We start from the raw sequence: 19,456 nt of genomic DNA on the forward strand, positions 1-19,456 counted from the left end.
AAAATCAAATACTTTTAATAATTAGATTTTTAACACGCATTCATAAATTTGATCAATTTCAGATTCTTGCATCTTATAACTCAATGTTATTAATACTTTTTAACTTCTTTGCGTATATCCGGCATACATCAATCTTTTAGTGATCGGTTACTTTTGAAATTATTTACAAAACTGGATATGGAAAACAAAAAAACTAATACAAAGAAAAAACAGGGAAAGTCTCTCACCAAAAGAATCACAGGATGGCTGCATCTCTGGCTCGGGCTAGTTTCCGGAATCATTGTGCTTACTGTAACACTTTCAGGAACTGTATTTGTCTTCTGTGATGAAATCATTGACTTGTGCGGTGGAAGTGCAAAATACGTTCAGGCTCCGGCCAACGCAAAAAAAATGTCACCCGAACAGCTGTTGGCACAATTTCATCAGCAGGTTCCGGACAGAAAAGCTTTTTACTTTGATACCTATAAGGAAGCAAACAGAACTTTTAGGGTAGCATCGGCAACCAAACCACCTAAGGATAAAAATGCAGATAAAGCAGCAAAACCAAAAGAACGAGGCCCAAGAGGAGTTTTCGCTTATCATTATCTTGATCCATACACAGGAAAAGTGATGGGTTCTACCAAAAGCTATGAATTTTTCTACGTGGTCGCTCACATTCATGCTCAATTATTGGCTGGTAAATTCGGGAAAACAGTGGTGGGAGTAGCATCCATCATCTTTTTTGTTCAATTGATTGGCGGTCTGATTCTTTGGTGGCCAAAAAAATGGAACAAAACAACGAGAACTACCGCATTTAAAATTAAATCAGGAACAAAATGGCGTAGAAAAAACTATGATTTTCATAATGTCTTCGGATTCTATTCATTATTACCGGCAGTATTTATTACCATTACAGGATTAATTATGGCCTATAAGGTTTTAACAGACCTTACTCAGGAAGCTTTCGGAGGAGTTGCAGACCCTCATAAGATTGCAGAAAAGTATGAACCTAAATTTGATCCTGATAAAAAGGCGTTGTCTTTTACTGACTTTATTGACAGAGGTTTTAAAGAAATCCCTCAGGCAAAGCAGATCAGAATGAGTGTCCCACGAAAAGATTCCACGACGGTTTACAATGTGATTGCCGCTAAGTTTATAGGTTTAAAAAGCATTTCTGACGGGAAAAGTAAAGAAGTCAGTAAATATACGGGAGATGAAATCAACTATCCGAAGGAGGTTCAGATGCATGAAGTGATTGAACACATGAATTTCGATCTGCATGTAGGCTATTGGGGCGGAATGTTTGGGAAAATCTTCACATTCGTCATCGGAATTATCTGTACCAGTCTTCCGGTTACCGGATTCCTGATCTGGTGGGGAAGACGAAATAAGTCAACTAAAAAAGGAAAAGAAATTAATAATATTCATCAATACAGAAAAGAATCACACCATGAACAATTGGTTTAAAATTTTATATCTATCTCTATTTTCATTCTTTACACTTGGGAATGCACAGGAAAAAATTGTAATAGGAGAGAAACAAACTCTATTTTCAAAGATTTTAAATGAAAACAGAGAAATTTCAGTTCATCTTCCAAAAACCTATAATGATCATACAATAAGCCCCGCAAAGTATCCCGTAATCTATCTTTTAGACGGAGAGATCAACTTTGAATATTACACAGGGATGGCAGATTTTATAGCAAGAACTCCCTATGCAGATATTCCGGAGTGTATCGTTGTAGGAATTAAAAATACAGAACGAACAAGGGATCTTACCCCTACAAAGGCTGGAAAAAAAGTCCTGTGAATCCTAATATAACCCTTTTTGCTGACAGTGGGGGAAGTGAAAATTTTGTAAAATTCATGCAGGAAGAACTAAAACCGTTTATCAGTAAAAACTATAGAACTCAGGATTATTCTGTGTTGGTGGGACACTCATTCGGTGGTCTTTTTGCCATCAATGTTTTCCTTGCCTATCCGGATTACTTTAATGCCTATGTAGCCAATGATCCAAGCTTATGGTGGGATAATAAAGTTACCATCTCAAGAACAAAAGATTATTTGGAAAAGAATAAGAAATTTCCTGCCAATAAATCCCTCTATGTCTCTCAGGCCGACAATGAAGAACAACAGAAAAACTGGAACTCAGATATGACACAAGCCATTGAAGAATTTAAGGGAATTGTAGAGAAAAACGGAACTCTGAACTATAAGCACCACTTTTTTGAGGGAGAAGTACATGGAACAGTTTCATATCCGGGGAATTATGAAGCCTTAAAGTTTATATTTAAAGGGTTCCGAACAGATATTAAGCAGCTTGCCAAAAATCCGGGCTTACTGGAAGAAGACTATAAAAAGTTCTCTGGGAAAATGGGTGCGGAATTTACTCCGTCAGAAGCCTATCTGAATGTAGTTCTTAAGTTCATGAAAAGCAACGACTTTAAACAGTCCGAAGCCTATTTCATAAACCTGAAAAACAAGCTTTATCCTAAGATTAAATAATTGAAATGCTATAAATAGGATGGAAAGTGGGGTAGATTGGTATTATTCAATCTGCCCCATAATTTTTAAGGCGATAATAAAAAAGCAAATCTGTAAATAGTACAGATTTGCTTTTTTGATGTTTTATGTATTTTTTTAAGAAAAAAGTATAGATTTTAGCTAGGTAGTTAAAGTCTACCCCATGATCTTTTCTTTTTTTGTCTGATTAATGTCTATTGTCACAATTAACACTCAGCTCGGTCTTTTCCTTATCTATAAATGTAATGACAGGGCAACCAAAAGATGGAGAAATGAAACCAAAGACTACAGGAGCTTTTCCTTTAAAAAGATGACCGGTCCATTGTGCATAATTATGGGCTTCATCATTTTCCATTTTCTCAAGAGGATTGAATTCTGTGCCATCATCCATGGAAAAGGTTTTTTCAAATATTTTTTCATTCTGATCATTGATGACCAATAGTTTACGTTCCTGGGTTCCATACTCTTCAAGAAGATCCTGCACATAATAAGTCATGTTGTCATATTTAGCCTGGAAAGTACCCCCATATCTAAGCTTAGAACCCGAGAAATATTTTTTCTGAACATCAGTTCCTGCTTTTTCCCATTTAATCATCTTCATCTTATTTTCTACAAATGGATTCTTGTTTCCAAAATAAGCAACAACGTTCGCATACTTATCAAAAATCTCATTGCTTTTCTGGCTGTCAATCTGGAAGCCCAGCATATAAGAACCTGCATCAATTTCTTCCCCTTCAGTGGTGTAAGGAGATAAATAGGCAACGGCTTTTAACTGACGTACAGGAAGTTTTTGCAGCTTATTAGACCCATAGTTGTAAAGATACAAAGAGTCATTTTCAGTGAGGTGAATTCCTGCAAGCATCTTTTGCTTGTGCTGCTCATCCAGCTCAAGATAAGAAAGCTTATCAAAAGGAAGTTCTTTTTGCTTTTTAAGGATATCAGCCGGAACAGATTGAGAATCACTGTAAATATCAGATACAGAGATAAAGGTGTCCATCAGCTCATTACGCTGCATGGTAGAAACATTGAAAATGTGAAAATTCTTAAAATCTATTTCATCTTCTTTCTTCGCTACTGTTTTTGTAGAATCACTTGGTACATTGTTTTGATTCTGAACAGGTTGTTTTTCATCTTTTTTACAACTGATAATAATCAGTGGTAACGATAAAAGCACTAAGGCTGTATTAACTTTCATTATTAAGATTTTTTTGAATATCGTAAGTTTTAATTGATCTTATAATAGGGTTCTGAATAGTATTTACTTGGTTTAATATAGGCCATTTCTTTATCTGCATCAAAGATCCAGATGAATCTACGGAGCATATCAGCCCCAAAATAACTGGTGTTCTGTGTTTTCAATTCTCCTGTGAAAAATCCAACAGACGCATCTTTAAAAACGAAATTACCAAGCTTAAAAAAAGGAAGAACACCTTGTTTAATTACCAATTTTTCTGCACTTGAATTTTTGAGTGTTTTTTCTCCTGAAATCTTCAGTTTATCATTTAATTGGTGTTTTTCGGCAAATTCATTACTATATAAAACTCCTCCAGAATATCCGGATTGGAGTAAAAAATAAGCTTCTTGTTGTTGATCTCCGTCAATGATATTATCCCCTGAAATATAAAAAGCCTGTTGGTTCATAAGAATTTTAACCGGTTGAAATCCTGTAAGGTCAGGGATTTTATCATAAATAACAAACTGGTTGTTATCATAATCAATTTTGAAAATCTTTCTTTCAAAAAGCCCTGTTCCAATCTTTCCATCTGCTTCATGGCCCGTTAATTCATTATCAAAAAAACGAATATCTTTCCAGTGTAGAGTTCCAATATTGATCGTATTATGATCACTTATTTTATCCTTATTGAAAATGATATGATCAGCTTTTTGCTTTCGTTCCGGAGAAAGAGAACCATCTTTCATGGCAATCTGAAACATAAGATTCAAAGAATCTTTTTCGTTAACAAGCGTTTTTACAATAATATTATTATATTTTGTCATCCGAAAGGGGATGGTTTTTTGAGCTTTCACAATGGAAAACCCGATGGAAAACAGAAATAAAAGACTGATCTTTTTGAGCATTATTCGTGATGAGTGTTTAAACCATTAAAATTACCCATTATCTTTGGAACACCAAATAATAAAGCGAAATGATTGAAAAATTACTTCAAAGTGGAATTCATTGGTTACCTAAGGAATTCAAGCGAAATGAATTTCTGAAGACTTCAGGAAGTACGGATACTTCTATTTATTTTATAGAAAAAGGAAGTGTAAGGATCTTCATGATGGATGAAAATGAAGAAAGGATCATCCGTTTTGGCTATACAGAGAATATAATTGTTTCTCTGGATTCTTTTCTTTCAGGAAAACCATCGGATCTTTATATTCAGGCAATAAAGAAAACAACAGTAAAAGTGGCTTCAAAAAAGGATTTCTATGAATTTATTCAATCTCATGAAGAGCATATGAAATTTTGGATGCACACTTTAGAAGATCTCGTATTACAGCAGCTTGAAAGAGAGAAAGATCTGTTGATCAATTCACCAAAAGAGCGATTAGAAAGAGTATTAAGACGAAGCCCAAAGCTATTTCAGGAAGTCCCCAATAAATATATTGCCAATTATCTCAGAATGTCTCCGGAAACCTTGTCCAGGCTCAAAAAATCTTGAGTTCAATCAATATTTAAGAACCTGTCAATTCTGAAATTTGCATAAAAAGCAACAATGGAATAATATACCGTAATGATATGCTCAGTTCCATTTTCCTTTTAAAAATGTAAAAATAAACAGATGAAAATTTCAACCACACAATTATTAGAAGAGTTAAAAGATAGAACCGAAAATCATTTACAATATGCCCAAACACTTTTGCAAAAGCCGGAAAATGAATTAAACTTCAGAATCTCTACAGACAGCTGGAGTGTATTGGAATGTCTGGAACACCTTAACCGCTACGGAGATTTTTACATTCCGGAAATCAGTCACAGAATATCTTCTTCCGCCACTTCCCCCCAAGCCACTTTCAAACCAGGGATTTTAGGGAACTATTTTGCTAAAAGCATGCTTCCCAAGGAAAAACTGAACAAGATGAAGACCCTAAAAGCAATGAATCCTATCCATAGCCAATTGAATAAGGATGTTTTGAATGAATTTGTTAAACAGCAGCAACTTTTACTGGAACTATTGGAAAAAGCTCAGCACATTGATTTGGAAAAAACAAAAACAGCCATCAGTATTTCTAAATTAATCACTTTAAAATTAGGCGACACTTTCCGTTTTGTTATTTATCATAATGAGAGGCACATAGCCCAGGTAGAAAGAATTTTGAATAATATTTAAAAGCAGCGAATATGAATTCCAAAAAACACTAATTTTATATTGATGGAAATCATATACCAAAAAACAATACAAACTCCATTGGGAGAGATGATAGCGTGTGCCGTAGACCAAGGTATCTGCCTTCTGGAATTTACAGACCGGAAGAATATGGAGAAACAGTTCAAATCTTTATCAAAGGCATTGAACGCTGAAATTGTACAAAAAGAACACCTCCATTTTAAGCAGTTGGAAGAAGAACTTACAGAATATTTTGATGGTAAAAGAGGTCATTTTGAAGTTCCCTTATTTACTACAGGAACAGAGTTTCAGGAAAAGGTATGGCAGCTTCTTCGCGAGATTCCGATGGGAGAGACCAGAACCTATAAGCAACAGTCAGAATTTCTTGGTAATCCCAAGGCAATACGTGCTGTAGGAACAGCCAATGGCATTAATAAGATTGCTATTTTAATTCCGTGCCATCGGGTGATTGGATCCAATGGTGAATTGGTGGGCTATGCAGGCGGAATCTGGAGAAAACAAAAATTATTGGAGTTAGAGAAAGCTATTTTGTTTTGATTTTTGTAATTTTAAACAAAAATTTACACGTGAAAAAGTTATTAGCAGCAGTTTGCATTTCAGTTTCAGTATTCACTTTTGCACAAGACTACTCTGTACCGGCAGCAAGTCCGCGTCAGAAAGTTGAGCAGCAGTTTTCAATGTCTAAGATTTCCATCGATTACGGAAGACCGGGAGTGAAAGGACGTAAGATCTTCGGAGAATTGGTTCCTTATGGCCAGGTTTGGAGAGCAGGAGCTAACTCGTCTACGAAAATTACATTCGGACAAGCCGTTAATTTCGGTGGGAAAACAGTTCCTGCAGGAACATACGGATTATTCATCGTTCCTACAGAAAAAGAATGGAAAGTAATCCTGAACAAGGATTTCCAACAATGGGGAGCTTACACTTACGATCCTAAACAGGACGTAGTTGATGTTACTGTACCGGTTAATAAGCTAACAGACAAGCAGGAGTGGTTTGAAATTACCCTGAATCCTACAGACGAAAATACAGGAAACCTAGTGATTAAATGGGATATGGCTCAGGCAGAAGTTCCTTTGAAGCCATCAAAATTAGACACTGTCATCAAGATTTCGGACAAATTGAAAGAAATCAAGAAAATAGAATCAGATTCTACTAAAAAGAGCTAAATAATGAATTTTTCTGTTCAGCCCGTTTTAGAGAATGAAGAATTTCAATTAATCCCCTTACAGCAAGGGGATTTTGAATCTTTATATGAAGTAGCATCGGATCCTAAAGTATGGGAGCAGCATCCTAACAAGGATCGTTATCAGAGAGAAGTTTTTGAAAATTTTTTCAGAGGTGCCATCGAAAGTGAAGGTGCTTTTAAAATCATTGAAAAAGCAACCGGAGATGTTCTGGGAAGTAGCCGTTATTACAATTTTGATGAAAATGACAGCCATATTTTCATTGGGTATACATTCTATGGAACCAAATCATGGGGGAAAGGAATTAATCCAAAAGTTAAAAAACTGATGTTGGATTATATTTTTCAGTTTGTAGAAAAGGTTCATTTTCATATTGGAAAGGAGAATTTCCGTTCGCAGACTGCATTAGAAAGACTTGGAGGAGTGAAAATAGCAGAAGAGGAAGTAGCTTATTTTGCAGAACCCACAAGAACTAATTTTGTATACGAAATTAAAAAAGAAGACTGGAAATGAAAAAATATAAAATCCAGCAATCTCCATTCGTAGTTCCTACTACAGACGGAAAGCTGATTGAAGAGCATTGGGGAAACTCTACCGGAAATTCTAATGTTTCCATCGCTCATATGGTAGCCCCGCCTGATTGGAGTGAGCCACATCAGACCCCTGAATTTGATGAGTTTACTTATATCATTTCAGGAAAAAAACAGTTTGAAATAGATGGTGAGATTGTAATACTTGAAAAAGGGAGCAGCATCCTTATTGAAAAAGGAGCAAGAATCCGTTACAGTAACCCGTTTTCAGATCCTTGTGAATACCTTGCTATTTGTCTTCCTGCCTTTTCTATGGAACTGGTGAACAGGGAAGAAGAATGTATAGATTAACATATGTATGGGTACACAAATTTATCCTGAATGCGAGGCCGATTTTTCAAAAGAATATTGGCGGTGTTCTCGCTGTAATACAATAGAACAATAAAAAAACTATCTCACTTTTGAGGTAGTTTTTTGTTTTTAAGACTGAATGCAATATTTTGATTAAAATGATCAAAAAAATATTTTAAATATCAGTCAGTTATATTTTAGTCGAAGATATTATTGCCTGTTAATGCCCGTTGTCATTAATTATTTTGTAAGTTCGCGCGCTGAAAATTATTCAGCATACTTAAATTAATATATGAAAAACAAATTATCAGCTGTATTATTCCTTGGCATTACACTTTCTACAACTTCTTGTGCTACTATGTTTACCGGAACGCAAGACCCAATTACGTTTACCTCCAACCCTGAGGGAGCTACCGTATTTCATAAAGGTCTTGAAAAGTGTGTAACACCTTGTACCACAAAGATCCCAAGATCATTGAGTAAACAAACCGTTACATTTCAAAAAGAAGGGTTTAACAGTGAGGAAGTTAAGCTGGACAAGAAATTTAATCCGGTAACGTTACTGAACATTCTTTTTGGCGGAGCAATAGGGGTAGGAATTGATGCTGCAACAGGTTCTTTGACGAAATATTCTTCTAAAAAATATGAAGTTGAGCTAGAAGCAAAACAGCAATAATAGTAAGTATTTACCGATATAGCAATGTGTCAATGAATGATTTACACCACAACATTGGCACATTGTAAAACTGATACACTTTTATTGAATTTACTTCAGTATTTCTTTCAAAAACAGAAGTGTGTGATTCCAGGCCCTTTTAGCCATTACCTCATTATAATCCGGTGATTTAGGATCTGTAAAGGTATGCTTGGAATGAGCATAGGTAATGATCTGCCAGTCGGCATTCCCGTCGTTCATTTCCTTGATGAGGTTATTATAATCATCAGGCGTTACACTTTTATCATCAGCAGGATTTTCAATCAAAATCTTAGCATTTAATTTTTCATTTTTTCTGCTTTGATCTCTTCCCAGACTTCCGTGAATAGAAACTACTCCCACTACGGGTAAATTGCCTCTTGCAGATTCTAAAGCACCCGTTCCTCCAAAGCAATATCCAATGACCGCTGTTTTGTCAGAAATAGCACCATTTTTCTTCAGTTGCTCCAGAGCAAGATAAATTCTTTTTTGATATTCCGCGTAATTCTGCTTGTAGTATCCTGAACTTTTAGCTGCACTTTCATTGTCAGCAGGAATTTTACCTTCACCATAAATATCAGCAATAAAAGCGATATACCCTTGTTTTTCAAGTTCAATAGCAGCGGTTTTTGCCTCCTGATCAATCCCTTTCCAGGCTGGAAGAATCAAAACACCGGGAAGTTTTTTCCCTGCGTTGGAAGTAATTAAACCATTCAGATTTTGTGCGCCATCCTTATAGGAAACCGTTTTAAGATTTTGACTGAATATTGTTCCTGAAGCCATGAGAAATGTGGTTAATAAAATTGAACGTATCATATTTTTTATTTTGTAATGGGTTTAAGTAATTCTACGCTGATGTTTACTATTTTGAGCCTTAAAACTAGCAAATGTCAATAGTAGTAAAAGTAAAATGATATTCATATCAATAAAAATATCCTCAACTAAATTACGAAAATAACTTAATTGAGGATTTTTATATTTTAGATATAGAATATTTTACAGTTTGATGCCTAGCCCGGCAAGTTCCTGTTCAAGATTGGTCTCAGGAGTAACCTGAATGGTTTCAAAGCCCAGAGATTGTGCCATTTCAATATTCTTAGGATTATCATCAATAAAAACAGATTCATTTGCCTGAATATTGTATCTCTCTAGCAGTACGTACCAAATTTTAGGATCCGGCTTAATAAGCTTTTCGGTTCCGGAAACCACAATTTTCCCATCAAAAATCTGGAAGAAATCATAATTTTCTAACGCATAAGGGAATGTTTCTGCAGACCAGTTCGTCAATCCGAATAAATGATAATCCGTATTCTTTAACTTGCGTAAGACTTCAACATTTTGAGGAATATCGCTTTTCAGCATAACGGTCCAGTTATCATAATAAGCACGGATTTCCTTTTCCCACTCAGGAAATTTTTTCACTTGAATTTCAGTTCCTTCTGCTAAAGTTCTTCCTCTGTCTTGTTCAATGTTCCATTCGTCCTGTGCAATGTTTTCAAGGAAGTATTCCATTTTTTCATCATCCTTGAAATAGTCCCTAAAGAAATATCTGGGATTCCAATCCATCAGAACCCCTCCGAAATCGAATATTATGTTTTTTATTTTCATCTTAACTTTTACTATTAAATTTGGTTACTAATTATCTGGAGCGTTTTATAGCACGTCCATAAAATCTTAGATTTACTATTATCTTAATCTTTATTTAGGTTTGTAGAATACATATTGCTCATCTTCATAAGATGCATTGATGTGCTGTAAGCCATTCGTTAGTACGATTTCTTTAGCGCCAATGATGGAGTTATATCTGGCAGTTTGTTCAAATGTTTTTTCGGTTAATTTAATCTGGGGAGCCTTACATTCAATCAGAATAACAGGCTCTGTTTTTTCAGTAACCAAAAGGTCTATTCTCTTGGTTAAGCCATTCAGGACAATCTTTTTTTCGGTGATTAATGCCGATGTAGAGTAGGATTTTACAGTAAGATAATAATGTATCCAGTGCTGCCTTACCCATTCCTCAGGAGTGAGCAGAAGATAAGTTTTACGAACCAAATCATAAATAAAAAACTTATCTTTGTCTTTCTTGAATTTAAAATCAAAAGTTTCCTGAAAATTCAGTTTTGGAAGTTCCATTAATAAGATGAAAGAATTAGATTTAATCCTCAAAAATATTAAAAATAAAGAAGTTTTACCTATTTATTTTTTCCATGGAGAAGAAGCCTACTTTATTGATGTTGCCGTAAAAGCCCTTGAACATAACTTTTTGGAAGAGGATGAAAAGGCCTTTAACCAGACAGTTACTTACGGAAAAGATACCTCTTATCAGGAAGTTCTTTCCCTGGCCAGACAATTTCCGATGATGGGGGATAAACAGGTAATCATTGTGAAGGAAGCTCAGGACCTGAAATTGAATGAAGATGAAAACAGAATTCTGGAGTCCTATGTTGAAAATCCTGTTCCTTCTACGGTATTGGTTTTTGCTCACAAACATAAAAAACTGGACAGTAGAAAAAAAGCTGCCAAAGCTCTGGATAAAGCCAAGGCTCTTTTCCTGAGCGAATCTGTAAAGGAAAGTAATCTTCCCAAATGGATTGCTGATGAGTGTATAAAGCTTAAAATAAAGACCGCTCCCAATATTTCTCATCTTCTGGCAGAATATTTAGGAAATGACCTTTCAAGAATTGCCAATGAACTGAATAAACTGAAGATCATCCTTAGAGAAGGAGAAATTCTGGACGGAACTATTATTGAAAACCATATCGGAATCAGTAAGGAGTATAATATTTTTGAGCTTCAAAAGGCTTTGGGAACAAAGAATGCCAATGCCGCCTTTAAAATTGCTCATTTTATGGGTAAGAATCCCAAAAACAACCCTTTTGTAATGATGCTGGCAAGCCTTTACAATTATTTTTCAAACGTTATTATTTATCATACCATGGCAGGGCAGTCGCCACAGACTATTGCTTCCCAAATGGGAGTGAACCCATATTTCATTAAGGATTATGCAGAAAGTGCAAGACTTTATCCTTTAAAACATGCTACAAGAGTGATTTCTATTCTAAGGGAATTTGATATGAAAGGAAAAGGTCTTGGAGCCGTAAATATGGGAGAAACAGAACTGATTAAGGAACTGGTATATAAGATTATCAATGTAGATAAAATTAAGATGAAGGTTTAAGGTGTTTTCTTAAACTTTGAAGATGTCAAAACAGAAGTAGTATTTCGAAAAAATAGTTATAAGCCGGGTAGAAATATATCAGCTTGGATTTGGATATACCTTTGATCTCTAAATGTAATTCTTACAAGACAGAAATTCTGCACGTTACCTATTCATTGACAATCTGCATATCTGATATTGACAACTATCATTAAAATAACTTTAGAAAGACAGTAAAAATTACGAAATTAGCAGTCTTAATTTAATTAAATCTTTTTGAACAAATAGATTATGGAGCAAAACATTTTAGATTGTGTGATCGTTGGATCCGGACCCTCTGGTTTCACAGCTGCCATCTATGCAGCAAGAGCAGACTTGAAACCTGAATTATATACAGGTTTGGAGCCGGGTGGACAATTAACTACAACTACTGAGGTTGATAACTTTCCAGGGTATCCGGCAGGGATTACAGGTCCTGAAATGATGATGGATCTGCAAAAACAAGCAGAAAGATTTGAAACCAAGGTTCATTACGAAATGATCACTAAAGCTGAATTTTCTAAGGAAGTTGGCGGAGTTCACAAACTTTATGCAGGAAACAAAGAGCTCCTTGCAAAATCAGTAATTATTTCTACAGGAGCTACAGCAAAATATCTAGGTCTTGAGGATGAGAAAAAATATGCAGGAGGCGGAGTTTCTGCTTGTGCTACATGTGATGGATTTTTCTACAGAGGAAAAGACGTTGTGGTAGTAGGAGCAGGAGATACAGCAGCTGAAGAAGCTACTTATTTGGCTAAATTATGCAGAAAGGTAACATTGTTGGTGAGAAAAGATGTTTTCAGAGCTTCAAAAGCAATGATCCACAGAGTAGAAAGCACACCGAATATTGAAGTGAAATTCCACCATGAATTGATCGGGATTGAAGGAGAAAACAGCTTGGTAGAAAGAGCCGTGATCATCAATAATCAAACTCAGGAAACTTCTAAAGTGGATGTTGAAGGAATCTTTATTGCTATCGGTCATAAACCAAACACAGATATCTTTGTAGGTCAGGTAGATCTTGATGAAAACGGATATATCTTAACTGAAAAAGGTTCTACAAGAACTAATCTTCCGGGAGTATTTGCTGCGGGGGATGTTCAGGACCACATCTACAGACAAGCTATTACAGCTGCAGGAAGCGGATGTATGGCTGCAATGGATGCTGAGAAATACTTAGCTGAATTACACTAATATTCAGTCTTAAATAATATAAAGCGTGCCCAATGGGTGCGCTTTTTTTGTTGGAGAATTTCAATGGCGCAAAGTTTTTAATCTTTATTTAATTTTCTCGCAGATATAGCAGATGTCGCTGATTTTTCCATAAACATCTGCTTAATATCCAAAATCTGCGAGAGTTTTAACAGTGTACAATGTTCAATTTTATCTTAGATAAAATCTTTGCACCTTTACGCTTTTTCAACTATAGATATGGTATAAGTGTAAATGTTATTGTTCAATTCGTAAGATGTGTTATAGAAACATTAATATATTTGTGAAACTGCAAATCAAAATAGATTTGCATTCCATTTTATATAAACTGAACAAAAACGAATAAAAAATGAAAAGAGTAACTGCTATCGGAGGAATCTTCTTTAAGTGTAAAGAACCAGAAACCGTAAATGAATGGTATAAAACCCACCTTGGAGTAGAAACCAGCCCATACGGAGCCAAATTTGATTGGAAAGAAGTAGATTCTGATAAAAAAGGATATACATTATGGAGTCCTTTTAAAGACTCTACCCAATATTTTGAACCGTCATCCAAAGATTTTATGATTAATTACCATGTAGAAAATATCGAAGCACTGGTAGAAGAATTAAAAAAAGAGGGTGTTACAATTCTGGATGAAATTGCTACCTATGAATACGGGAAATTTGTTCACATCATGGATCCTGAGGGGAATAAAATTGAATTATTTGAGCCTGCAGGAGAGTAGTACTCAAATTAACCCAAATAAAAACTGCTTCTGAAAAGAAGCAGTTTTTTGATTTTAGGACTAATAATTAATCCAAAATATATATTTTCTTATCCTTAAGATTGAATCCTAGCTTTTTACCAAGCCAGTTAATACTTGTTTTGCCCTCATAAATCAATCCTTCAACAAAAAAGACATTAGGTTTTTCAACTTTCGCAAACGAATTAGAGACAGAAGTCACATTTCCCTTATAAAACTTATTGGTTACTGCTGGATTAAACTCACTTTTCCTTTCAATAAGCTGTAGATCTTCTTTTTTAATGCCCAAAGTACTCATAAGGCGCTCACTCAGCCAAAAAGAATCATTACCTGCTCCGGAATCTAAAAGAACATTGATTTTAAATGTATTGTTAACAAGAACATAAGTTGAAATATCCAATGACTTATCTGCATTCGTAGACAGTTGTATATCCAATACTTTATTTCCGCTCAATTTTTCCTTTGGAAAAAGAATTTCCTTATTGGTATAATCTATAATGAATTCAGTATCGTAAAGCATTGCCAAAGAAATTAACCCGTCTATCCCCTTTATTTCCATATTGTGGGTGGCATACCAGATATCTTTAAATTTTTTACCATTAAAAATTATTTCTTTTGATTTAAACATAGGAACTGTAATTTCTTCACCGGTAGCACGAAAAGAGGTCAAAAAATTATAGGAATCCTTTTGATCAAGGTTCTTGGAAAAGTTTTCCAAAAAAAGATTAACACCTCCACCTGTGTCAAAAATAAAGTTCCCTTTTTTGCCCTCCACTTCGGCCTGTACAATCAGGTGTCCGGATGGCAATATATTTAAAGGGCTTTTTTGCGCCAAGGCCACAGAAGAATATAGAAATACTGATGCGGTAAGAACCGATCTTTTAATAAATGATTGATTAAACATCTGAAAATATAGTTATTGTTTTTAGTTATGCTCATGAATACTGAACCTTGCAAATATAACGTATTCCTTTGAACCTGTTGTATATCTGTATTTATGGTATGTAGTGAAAATTTAACTCAAATACAGGTTTTTTGCGTTATGTAATGTATTGCATTTTTTAGTACAGTTGAGGACTTGCAATTTTCCAATCAGCATTGTGTAAAATATTAGGTCTCTCATAAGTGGTAGGAGGGAGTTTAGGAAGAGGTAAAGATTGTTTTTACACAAAAACTCTTTATTGACGGCAGATTTGACTTACTCAATACCTGTCGAATTTAAAATTAATGAAAAATAATTCCCTTGATTTCTAGTCTATTATTAAGTTTTGTTAAAATTTGTTCTCTAAAAGTTTTGCAGAAATTAAAAATCGTTCTATATTTGCACCACTGAAAACAACGATATAATCGGGGTTTAGGGAGAGTTGGCAGAGTGGTCGATTGCGGCAGTCTTGAAAACTGTTGACTGTAACAGGTCCGGGGGTTCGAATCCCTCACTCTCCGCAGAAACAAATGAAAACCTACTGATTATCAGTAGGTTTTTTTTGTTTTATTAAAGCTCTATTCCCTATATTTTTTATATAACAGATAGTGATTATCACATTTAGTAAATTTTTAGGGTTAATACTTCGAAAGTTTTTTAATTTTATCAAAATTATTTTTCATAGAAGTTTTGTTAATTTTTCGGTTTTTAAACTTGCTTTTTCCTTTTTATTGGGACTAAAAAGGCAAGTGAAAATTACTTTAATTTACATTAAACCTCAGTTGTGAAATTTCTTTGTATTTTCTTTTTGTTTCTGATTACTATTTTTTTCTCAAGGGAATCCTGTTCTTTTCTTTTCTAAGCAATGTTCAAAAGTTATCTATTTCTCCAAATTTGGCTCATTTTGAATAAATTTTAAAAATGCTCATCAATCATTAATATTATCCAAGTTGGGATTTTTAAATCTCCGACAAATCCTCCGTAATTATGATTGGCATATTCATACATAATAGTGGTTCTTCCTCTTGTTACGTTTTCAAAATATGTGTTGTAGAAGAGTATTTCTAGATTAGTAATAGAGAAGTTTTTTTGAATCCGCTGTATGGTGCTCAATAGAGCTTTAGGAAAGAAATATTTTAGATATCACTATATATTTTTACCAGATATTTTAATCAAGGAATATATTATAAATGTAAAATATTTTGTTTTTCAATAATTTATGTTTATATTTGTAGAATAATCAGGCTTCTGCCATCGCTTTTTCTGAAACTTTCGAGTTTACTCTTTCTTCTCAGTCTTCGCCTTTTCAGCCGCTATTTTTGTCATCAACATATCAGGTAAAGTTCCTTTTTCAAATTGAATATATTCAATACGATAAAAATACCAACTTCATTTTTTGTTTACAGATCGATTAATTGCTTTGATACTATTAGTATCAATAAGGCAATGGCACGTGCCAAAATAGTTTTAATACATAATTTTATAATATAATACAATGCAACAAGGAACAGTAAAATTCTTTAATGACGCCAAAGGTTTTGGTTTTATTACACCATCAAATGGAGGTCAGGATATTTTCGTACATACATCAGGTTTAATTAATGATATACGCGAAAATGACACTGTAACATTCGATTTAGAGAACGGTAAAAAAGGCATTAACGCAGTTAATGTACGAGTAGCATAAATTCAGTAGAAAGCTTAAGCTTTCTTGATGTTAAAATCAGCAGATAACACTTATGTTATCTGCTTTTTTTTTTTGGTGTACCAATCGAAAAATATGAGGATTACAGTTAACTCCGGAAAGAAAGAATGTACCAACTAAGACAATATGCAAAGCCTCTTGTAATAAATATAAAGCCTGAGATTTTTAATAATTTTGATAAAGAAAATTACCTTGACATTGAAACATATTCCGGATTATTTGGTATAGAATGTATCTATTACCACTGGAAACATAAACCCTGATTTTAAAAAGACATACATAATATTAGGAAAAGCGCCAAGTTGGCGAATTTCAATGTTTAATCAAAAAACAGGAAATAAAGGGTTTTTAAATAAAGCTAATTCGCAATGATGTAGATGTTGAGTTTCTATGTTGCCGCTAAAAATTCATATTCAAAATGTAATAATGTCTTTTTCTCAGTTGTTATACTATTAACAGAGAAAATAAATATCCATACAACTAATTACTTAAATATGAAAAAGATATGTTTCATCATTATTCTATTTTTATCACTCCATGTTTTTGCACAAAATATAAACGATAAAATAAACCTATTCGAAACCAAGATCAACTACTGGGATAAGTCCAAAACTAAAAAATGGACCTTAAAAGAAAGGATGGCCCTTTACAATACCAATGCAGTAAGTATTGCTGTTATTAAAGACTATAAAATAGAGTGGGTGAAAGCCTACGGCTACGCAGATGTTTCCGAACATAAGCCGGCTACTTCCCAAACTCTTTTTCAGGCAGCATCAATCAGTAAATCAATCAACAGCCTTGGGATTTTGAAATTGGTTCAGGAAAGAAAATTAGATTTAGATACTGATATCAACAATTATCTGACGGATTGGAAATTTCCATACGATGAAGCTTTAACAAAAGGGAAAAAGATTTCAATTTCCAATTTATTGAGTCATACAGCAGGTTTGTCCGGCCACGGTTTTTATGGGTATGAAAAAGGGAAAAAATTACCAACCATCATAGAAATATTGAATGGTGTACCGCCGGCAAATTCGGGGGCAGTAAAGTCAGTATTTGAGCCAGGACTTAAGTTTCAATATTCAGGTGGTGGAACGGTCATTACTCAGCTAATTCTTGAAAATGTAACAGGAGAGAAATATGAGGATTATATGATGAAAAATGTATTAGCTCCATTAGGGATGAAAGAAAGTTCTTTTAACCAGCCTCCGCTGGAAGATAAAAGCAGTCTACTGGCTACAGGATATTATGCAAACGGTAAGGAAGTGAAGGGGAAATACCATGTCTATCCGGAAAAGGCAGCGGCTGGCTTATGGACAAATTCCTCTGATTTAGCAAAGTATGTTATTGAAACACAATTGTCGTTATTAGGGAACTCCAATAAAATATTGTCTAAAGAAATGTCTGCAAAAAGAGTGGAAAATAATTTAGGGGTGTTCCTGAATGATTTTAAAGGAACAAAGTACTTCGGACACAGTGGAGGAAACGAAGGCTTTGTTTGTTATTATGTGGGAAGTGTTGATGGTGGAAATGGAGTGGTAGTAATGACAAACGGAAGAAATATAAGATTAATAGATGAGATCGTATGCAGCATCGCCAGTATGAATAATTGGAAAAACTATCCCGTGGAATCTCAAAAAGAACCTATTGCCTTAACGATAAGAAAAGAATGCTATAAGAATATTGATAAAGGCATTGAACTATACAAGAAGCTTAAAAAGAACAATAGTGCTGATTATAATTTTTCTAATGAAAATGAGCTGAATGAACTTGGCTATGAATTTCTAAGAGACGGAAACATAGATTCGGCAATTAAAATTTTTAGTTTAAATGTCAATGAGTTTCCAAAATCTGCTAATGTTTATGATAGTCGTGGTGAAGGATATTTCAATAAGAAAGAATATATATTATCGAAAAAAGATTATTTAAAAGTTTTAGAATTAGACCCTACTAACCAAAATGCAAAAGAAATGCTTTTAAAGATAGAAAAAGAGGCCGTTAAGTAGCCATATTTTTTTATTTTTGTGGTGATTTAAGAAACTCAAAAAAGAGACAGGTCATAAACAATTATCTGATCTCTTTTTTATATTGATAAGTAACCTTTTTCATCATGAAAAAAATAACCCTTTCCTTATTTGCTTTCCTTATACATTTTGCCTGTCAGGCACAGAATTTCGACCTTATCCCGTTAGGTATATATGGTGGAGAAGAGGAGGATAACCTGTCTGCCTATTTAGTAGGAGGTCCAAAAGATAATACATTCCTATGCCTGGATGCTGGTACTATAAATACAGGAATCCGTAAGGCGATCCAATTGAAAAGCCTCAACGGATCAACAGAAACAGTTCTAAAGGATCAGATAAAAGGATACTTTATTTCACATGGTCATTTGGATCATTTATCAGGACTTATCATCAATTCTCCTGCAGATTCTAAAAAAGATATTTTCGGAATAGCGCCTGTACTTCAAATTTTGCAGAATCATTACTTTATCACAGATACCTGGATTAACTTTGCAGATCAGGGGCAAAAACCCATGCTTGGGAAGTATCACTATAATGAACTTCAGGAGGGGATAGAGGTTCCTACACAAAAAACTTCATTTTTCTTAACAGGATATGAACTAAGCCATGTGAATCCTTATAAAAGCAGTGCTGCACTGGTAAGGAATGGTGAACATTATTTACTTTACTTGGGAGATACAGGAGCTGATAGAGTAGAAAAATCAGATAAGCTTAATACTCTATGGAACAACGTTGCACCACTTATTAAGAAAAGACAGTTAAATACAATTTTAATTGAAGTCTCTTTCCCCAATAGCCAACCTGAAAATTTGCTGTTTGGACACCTTACTCCCAATCTGTTGACTGAGGAATTAAGTAAACTGAAAGAAAAAATCGGACAAAAGAATCTGGAGAACTTCAATATCGTAGTTACCCATAGAAAGCCAACCGGAGATAATCCTGAGATTATAAAGAATGAATTACTGGAAAATAACCCGTTAAAGGTAAATTATATTTTCCCTGAGCAAGGTAAAAAGATTAGTTTACCATAAAAAAGAT

At 34.4% G+C, this 19,456-nt stretch carries 22 protein-coding genes and 1 tRNA gene; 17 read left to right on the forward strand and 6 right to left on the reverse strand.

Features of this window, described 5'->3' with window-relative positions; translation table 11 throughout:
- The first annotated feature begins 177 nt into the window (after positions 1 to 177).
- The 3 genes from EG359_RS00495 to EG359_RS00505 are packed head-to-tail and all read left to right on the forward strand — an operon-like array spanning position 178 to position 2,484.
- Positions 178 to 1,446, forward strand: a complete 1,269-nt coding sequence (locus EG359_RS00495) for a PepSY-associated TM helix domain-containing protein (RefSeq protein WP_076354290.1) — start codon at positions 178 to 180, stop codon at positions 1,444 to 1,446.
- Entirely contained in the window at positions 1,430 to 1,789 is a 360-nt protein-coding gene (locus EG359_RS22780; protein WP_084180412.1) for an alpha/beta hydrolase-fold protein, read from the forward strand. Before EG359_RS00495 ends, EG359_RS22780 begins: the two co-directional genes overlap by 17 nt.
- Positions 1,786 to 2,484 (forward strand): alpha/beta hydrolase, encoded by a 699-nt coding sequence (locus EG359_RS00505; RefSeq protein WP_084180414.1) that lies wholly within the window; start codon positions 1,786 to 1,788, stop codon positions 2,482 to 2,484. Before EG359_RS22780 ends, EG359_RS00505 begins: the two co-directional genes overlap by 4 nt.
- Positions 2,485 to 2,689: 205 nt before the next feature.
- On the opposite strand, the gene EG359_RS00510 is transcribed toward EG359_RS00505, so the two are convergent.
- Positions 2,690 to 3,697: a hypothetical protein gene (locus EG359_RS00510; RefSeq protein ID WP_076354292.1), complete on the reverse strand. Its 1,008-nt coding sequence runs from the start codon at positions 3,695 to 3,697 to the stop codon at positions 2,690 to 2,692.
- 29 nt (positions 3,698 to 3,726) lie between these two features.
- A complete protein-coding gene (locus EG359_RS00515) occupies positions 3,727 to 4,500 on the reverse strand; it encodes a hypothetical protein (protein WP_228435049.1) in 774 nt (257 codons plus the stop codon).
- A 149-nt stretch (positions 4,501 to 4,649) separates the two neighbouring features.
- Here EG359_RS00515 and EG359_RS00520 point away from each other — a divergent pair, with 149 nt between their 5' ends.
- The 7 genes from EG359_RS00520 to EG359_RS00550 all read left to right on the forward strand — a co-directional run bounded on the left by EG359_RS00520 (position 4,650) and on the right by EG359_RS00550 (position 8,599).
- Positions 4,650 to 5,168 carry a Crp/Fnr family transcriptional regulator gene (locus EG359_RS00520; RefSeq protein WP_076354296.1) on the forward strand — a complete coding sequence of 173 codons (519 nt, stop codon included), beginning with the start codon at positions 4,650 to 4,652 and terminating at the stop codon, positions 5,166 to 5,168.
- Between the two features lie 120 nt (positions 5,169 to 5,288).
- Positions 5,289 to 5,837 (forward strand): DinB family protein, encoded by a 549-nt coding sequence (locus tag EG359_RS00525; RefSeq protein ID WP_076354298.1) that lies wholly within the window; start codon positions 5,289 to 5,291, stop codon positions 5,835 to 5,837.
- A gap of 42 nt (positions 5,838 to 5,879) precedes the next feature.
- The gene (locus EG359_RS00530; protein ID WP_076354300.1) at positions 5,880 to 6,392 is read left to right on the forward strand and encodes a methylated-DNA--[protein]-cysteine S-methyltransferase; all 513 of its coding nucleotides are present in this window, start codon (positions 5,880 to 5,882) and stop codon (positions 6,390 to 6,392) included.
- 29 nt (positions 6,393 to 6,421) lie between these two features.
- Positions 6,422 to 7,024 (forward strand): DUF2911 domain-containing protein, encoded by a 603-nt coding sequence (locus EG359_RS00535; RefSeq protein ID WP_076354389.1) that lies wholly within the window; start codon positions 6,422 to 6,424, stop codon positions 7,022 to 7,024.
- 3 nt (positions 7,025 to 7,027) lie between these two features.
- Positions 7,028 to 7,555, forward strand: coding sequence for a GNAT family N-acetyltransferase (locus EG359_RS00540; protein ID WP_076354303.1), 528 nt, complete (start codon positions 7,028 to 7,030; stop codon positions 7,553 to 7,555).
- Positions 7,552 to 7,923 carry a cupin domain-containing protein gene (locus EG359_RS00545; protein WP_076354306.1) on the forward strand — a complete coding sequence of 124 codons (372 nt, stop codon included), beginning with the start codon at positions 7,552 to 7,554 and terminating at the stop codon, positions 7,921 to 7,923. The genes EG359_RS00540 and EG359_RS00545 overlap by 4 nt, the downstream gene beginning before the upstream one ends.
- Before the next feature lie 292 nt (positions 7,924 to 8,215).
- Positions 8,216 to 8,599 carry a PEGA domain-containing protein gene (locus EG359_RS00550; protein WP_076354309.1) on the forward strand — a complete coding sequence of 128 codons (384 nt, stop codon included), beginning with the start codon at positions 8,216 to 8,218 and terminating at the stop codon, positions 8,597 to 8,599.
- Between the two features lie 90 nt (positions 8,600 to 8,689).
- Here the strand turns inward: EG359_RS00550 and EG359_RS00555 are convergent, their stop codons facing one another.
- From EG359_RS00555 to EG359_RS00565, 3 genes are all read right to left on the reverse strand, one after another.
- Entirely contained in the window at positions 8,690 to 9,433 is a 744-nt protein-coding gene (locus EG359_RS00555) for a dienelactone hydrolase family protein (RefSeq protein WP_076354311.1), read from the reverse strand.
- A 180-nt stretch (positions 9,434 to 9,613) separates the two neighbouring features.
- Entirely contained in the window at positions 9,614 to 10,225 is a 612-nt protein-coding gene (locus EG359_RS00560) for an HAD family hydrolase (RefSeq protein ID WP_076354324.1), read from the reverse strand.
- 90 nt (positions 10,226 to 10,315) lie between these two features.
- The gene (locus EG359_RS00565) at positions 10,316 to 10,747 is read right to left on the reverse strand and encodes a type I restriction enzyme HsdR N-terminal domain-containing protein (protein ID WP_076354326.1); all 432 of its coding nucleotides are present in this window, start codon (positions 10,745 to 10,747) and stop codon (positions 10,316 to 10,318) included.
- A gap of 7 nt (positions 10,748 to 10,754) precedes the next feature.
- Here EG359_RS00565 and holA point away from each other — a divergent pair, with 7 nt between their 5' ends.
- The 3 genes from holA (at position 10,755) to EG359_RS00580 (ending at position 13,749) form a co-directional block, all read left to right on the forward strand.
- Positions 10,755 to 11,792: a DNA polymerase III subunit delta gene (gene holA, locus EG359_RS00570; RefSeq protein WP_076354329.1), complete on the forward strand. Its 1,038-nt coding sequence runs from the start codon at positions 10,755 to 10,757 to the stop codon at positions 11,790 to 11,792.
- 270 nt (positions 11,793 to 12,062) lie between these two features.
- Positions 12,063 to 13,004, forward strand: coding sequence for a thioredoxin-disulfide reductase (gene trxB, locus EG359_RS00575; RefSeq protein WP_076354331.1), 942 nt, complete (start codon positions 12,063 to 12,065; stop codon positions 13,002 to 13,004).
- Between the two features lie 367 nt (positions 13,005 to 13,371).
- Positions 13,372 to 13,749 carry a VOC family protein gene (locus EG359_RS00580; RefSeq protein WP_076354333.1) on the forward strand — a complete coding sequence of 126 codons (378 nt, stop codon included), beginning with the start codon at positions 13,372 to 13,374 and terminating at the stop codon, positions 13,747 to 13,749.
- A gap of 67 nt (positions 13,750 to 13,816) precedes the next feature.
- Here EG359_RS00580 and EG359_RS00585 read toward each other — a convergent pair whose 3' ends face one another.
- Positions 13,817 to 14,671 (reverse strand): pepsin/retropepsin-like aspartic protease family protein, encoded by an 855-nt coding sequence (locus EG359_RS00585; protein ID WP_076354335.1) that lies wholly within the window; start codon positions 14,669 to 14,671, stop codon positions 13,817 to 13,819.
- Positions 14,672 to 15,125: 454 nt separating this feature from the next.
- Between EG359_RS00585 and EG359_RS00590 the strand changes: the two genes are divergently transcribed.
- From EG359_RS00590 to EG359_RS00605, 4 genes are all read left to right on the forward strand, one after another.
- Positions 15,126 to 15,210, forward strand: a tRNA-Ser gene (locus EG359_RS00590).
- A gap of 974 nt (positions 15,211 to 16,184) precedes the next feature.
- Positions 16,185 to 16,376, forward strand: a complete 192-nt coding sequence (locus EG359_RS00595; RefSeq protein WP_123867230.1) for a cold-shock protein — start codon at positions 16,185 to 16,187, stop codon at positions 16,374 to 16,376.
- Positions 16,377 to 16,888: 512 nt separating this feature from the next.
- On the forward strand, positions 16,889 to 18,400 hold the full coding sequence (locus EG359_RS00600; RefSeq protein WP_164463031.1) for a serine hydrolase: 1,512 nt from the start codon (positions 16,889 to 16,891) through the stop codon (positions 18,398 to 18,400).
- A 104-nt stretch (positions 18,401 to 18,504) separates the two neighbouring features.
- Positions 18,505 to 19,449 carry a 3',5'-cyclic-nucleotide phosphodiesterase gene (locus EG359_RS00605; RefSeq protein ID WP_076356001.1) on the forward strand — a complete coding sequence of 315 codons (945 nt, stop codon included), beginning with the start codon at positions 18,505 to 18,507 and terminating at the stop codon, positions 19,447 to 19,449.
- The last annotated feature ends 7 nt before the right edge of the window (positions 19,450 to 19,456 follow it).

It is taken from the genome of Chryseobacterium joostei (assembly GCF_003815775.1).
GTDB lineage: Bacteria > Bacteroidota > Bacteroidia > Flavobacteriales > Weeksellaceae > Chryseobacterium > Chryseobacterium joostei.